Origin of the sequence: Synechococcus sp. H55.2 (assembly GCF_047462495.1) — a bacterium.
In the GTDB taxonomy this organism is placed as follows: Bacteria; Cyanobacteriota; Cyanobacteriia; order Thermostichales; family Thermostichaceae; genus Thermostichus.
Genome location: NZ_JANSJH010000158.1, coordinates 1 through 3399 on the forward strand (window position 1 = coordinate 1; position 3399 = coordinate 3399).

4 protein-coding genes are annotated in these 3399 nt (G+C 56.5%); 2 read left to right on the plus strand and 2 right to left on the minus strand.

What is annotated here, in order from left to right; all coding sequences use genetic code 11:
• Positions 1-80: 80 nt before the first annotated feature.
• Together NW844_RS12485 and NW844_RS12490 are read right to left on the minus strand one after the other, a co-directional pair.
• Positions 81-995, minus strand: a complete 915-nt coding sequence (locus NW844_RS12485) for a S1 RNA-binding domain-containing protein (RefSeq protein ID WP_414336098.1) — start codon at positions 993-995, stop codon at positions 81-83.
• Positions 996-1129: 134 nt separating this feature from the next.
• Positions 1130-1570 (minus strand): Rrf2 family transcriptional regulator, encoded by a 441-nt coding sequence (locus tag NW844_RS12490; protein WP_414336103.1) that lies wholly within the window; start codon positions 1568-1570, stop codon positions 1130-1132.
• A gap of 131 nt (positions 1571-1701) precedes the next feature.
• Between NW844_RS12490 and NW844_RS12495 the strand changes: the two genes are divergently transcribed.
• Both NW844_RS12495 and NW844_RS12500 read left to right on the plus strand, forming a co-directional pair.
• Positions 1702-2697, plus strand: a complete 996-nt coding sequence (locus tag NW844_RS12495) for an AAA family ATPase (RefSeq protein ID WP_414336100.1) — start codon at positions 1702-1704, stop codon at positions 2695-2697.
• A gap of 169 nt (positions 2698-2866) precedes the next feature.
• Positions 2867-3399, plus strand: a 533-nt coding sequence (locus tag NW844_RS12500) for a hypothetical protein (RefSeq protein ID WP_414336102.1), incomplete at its 3' end; no start/stop codon positions are given.

Consider the following 3399-nt stretch of genomic DNA (forward strand, 5'->3'; position numbering starts at 1 on the left):
ATGATTTTCCTTTGATTGCCGTAAGGCGTTTTGCCATCGATCTAGGGATCTCGCATCCAAACTCGAGGCAGGGATCGGGATCAGATGACTTGGCCGTCGGCTGTGATCCTCCCTTTTAGCTTGCTGGCCCGCTCTTCGGCTTCGTCCATAACCGTATCCAGATGCTCCAGCACCTCACCCGGATGCTTTTCCAGCACCCGCAGGGAGAGGGCCATCCGCCCCTTGGTCTCATCCACATCGAGCACGACGGCTTTGAGGCGTTGGCCTGGCTTAAACAAATCCGACAGCGAGGCCACAAAGCTTTGGCTAACCTGCTTGATGTGTAGTAGCCCGGTTACCCCCTCTTCCAAATCCACAAACACGCCAAAGGGTTTTAGTCCGCTGACCTTGCCCTCCACCACTTGGCCGCTGGTGTAACGGCTCAGGTTCTCGGATTTCACAGCCACCCGCTGGGAGAGCACCAGCTTGTTGGCTTCTGGGTTCACCTCGATAAAGCCTGCCGTCAGGGATTGGCCCACCAGCTCCTCTAGACCTTCCCGTTGGCTGAGGTGGGAGCGGGGAATGAAGCCGCGCAGCCCCTGCACATCCACCACCACGCCGCCTTTGTTGGTGCCGATCACCCGAACGGTTACCGTCTGGCCGCTGGCTTGCTTTTGGGCCAGCTCCTCCCAAAGCCGCTTCAGCCGGAGCCGCCGCGCCGAAAGCACAATCTGCCCCTCTGCATCTTCCCGCACAATGAGAAACTCGGCTTCTGTCTTCAAGGGAAAAAGCACGCTCAAATCTTCTCCTGAGCGGATCCCGGCTTCTTTAAGGGGCAAAAAGGCCGGAGATTTGCCGCCAATATCTACCAAAGCGCCATCGTTCTGATGTTGGAAGATGCGGCCTTGCACCACCTGTCCCGGTTGAAAGTTGAGGTTTTGCTCGTCTAAAGCCCGGGCAAAATCTTCCGCAGAAAACGTATCAGCAGCCTGGGAGCGAGAAGAGCGAACAGTCATGGGAACGGCTCAATTCAAAAAGCAGTGGGCTTCAGGATAACCCAAAACTGGCTAGGGATCCCAGCCTCTCCTCTTTGCAGAACAGAGTCCTTGCGGCTTTGGGAGAGGAACAACTGTGGGGTATTGCACGCAGCTCAGATGTAGTACATCAGCCGCGCCTGTTGCTGTTGTGCCTGCCGGTCGCAGAGGTCTTGCAGGGTGGTCTTCTGGAGAATGGCTACTGCCGCCGCTTGGGCATCTTGCCAAGCTTTCAGGAGCACTTCCCGCTCTGGGGTGAGATCGCTTGGGGACCACTCGCGGGAACGGGCGAGATCTTCCCCCTCGATGGCCTGGATAACGTCCAACAGCGAGATCTGCCAGGGCGCTCGGGCCAGGGAGTAGCCTCCTTTTGCTCCCCGTTGGCTGCGCACCAACCCTTGTCTGCGCAAGGTGGCCAGCAATTGCTCCAGGTAGCGATCGGGTATGGACTGATGGGCCGCAATTTCTTTAATCTGCAGCACCTGGCCATCGCTGTAGTGCTGGGCCAATTCCAGAAGGGCCAGGAGAGCATATTCACTTTTACAAGACAGTTCCAAGATATCCATCCTTCCGGGAGAGCCTAGGTCTATGATACTCCGGTTTTTCGCCGGGGTTTGGTGAGATTCCGTCCTGAGCAGGCAAGGGGATCCAGCCGGTAAGGTGGAATAGGCCCCTTTGGGAATGGTTTATGGCGAGTGTCAGCACCCGTGCTGGTTCGGCGCGGATCCCGGTGGAACGATTGCAAGCCTTGCACCAACAGATTGGCAAGTTGATTGCCAACATCGAATCGGTGTTTCAGGGCAAGTCACAGGTGGTGCAAGCGGTGGTCATGGCCTTGGTTGCGGAAGGTCATGTTTTGCTGGAGGATGTGCCCGGTGTAGGCAAGACCACGTTGGCGCGGGCCATCGCCCACAGTTTGGGAGCCAAGTTTCAACGGATTCAATTTACCAGCGACTTATTGCCGACAGATATCCTTGGCCTCACCCTGTTCAATAAGGGAAAAGGGGATTTTGAATTTCGCCCTGGCCCCATTTTTGCCCATGTGATCTTGGCGGATGAAATCAACCGCACCTCGCCCCGCACTCAGAGCGCCCTGCTGGAGGCAATGGCGGAAAGGCAGGTTTCGCTGGACGATCGCACCTACCCGCTGCCCAGCCCCTTTATTGTGTTGGCCACCCAAAATCCTTTGGAATACCACGGCACCTATCCTCTGCCAGAAAGTCAGTTGGATCGGTTTTTGGTGCGGTTGTCGATTGGCTACCCCAGCCCTGAGATAGAGCGAGCTTTGCTGTTGCAACGGCAACAAGCCGAGCCGGTGGAGGCTCTGCAGCCGGTTCTCTCTTTGGGTGAGTTGCGAGAGATCCAGGCGGCGGTGGATCAGGTGTACCTGGACGGATCCCTGGCGGACTATCTTTTGCAGGTGGTGCAGGCCACTCGTGTTTCCAAGCTGCTGCGGGCAGGGGTATCCACTCGTGGAGCGCTGGCCTTGGCGCGGGCGGCACGAGCTCAGGCGCTGGTAAAAGGGCGCAGCTTCTGTTTGCCGGAAGATCTGCAAGCGTTGTTCGTCTCGGTACTGGCCCATCGGGTTCTCCTGGCTGGGTCGGGAGAGATGGCCGGTAACCGACGGCAAGAGGCAGAGGCGGTGATTCAGGACATTGTCTCCACCATTGAGCCGCCTGTTTAAATTCTTGGCTGAACTCGATCTTGATGACTCCAGCATAGAAATCCTGTCTTGTGCTCCAGTTCATAGGGAAAAGGAGAGCTAAAGATGAATCCAATAAGCTGTTTCATAACAACCGTTTGAAAAGACCATAAGATCAAGCCAACCCTGTCGTTCTACTGTGGGGCCGACTATGAAGCTTGCTACCTCTCGCCAGCTTTGGGTCAATGCTTTTCCCACCTTGGCTGGCCTTGCTGTAGCCCTCGGCAGCCTGGGATCCGGTGGATCCCTGTGGCAATCGGGGGCAGCCGCTTTGGCTACGGGAATGACCGGCTACCTCGCTTCCGCCCTGGCCGGGAGTGAAGCCAGAGCCAAAACCCAACTGCTGGAGCAATCCCTGGAGTACTTCAAAAGCCAGCAAGAGTTAGGTCTACAACACCTGCAAAACGAGCTGGCCGATCTGCGGGCTGCTCTTGCCAATTGGGCACCCGTTCGGCAGGAAGAGGAAGCGGGCGATGGAACTGATCCTCAAGCCCATTGTGAGTTGGGATCCCAGATCCGATCTCAGCAAGCATGGCTGGCGCAACTGCGTGCAGAAGAGCAAAATCTAAAAGCCTCAATAGAAGATTTGCAAGCCAAAAAACAGAAGCTTGTTCAGTATTTGAAAGAGGGCGCTGCCAAACTCGATCAGCTCCACTCACAACGGGATCTTTTGGCCCAAGAGAT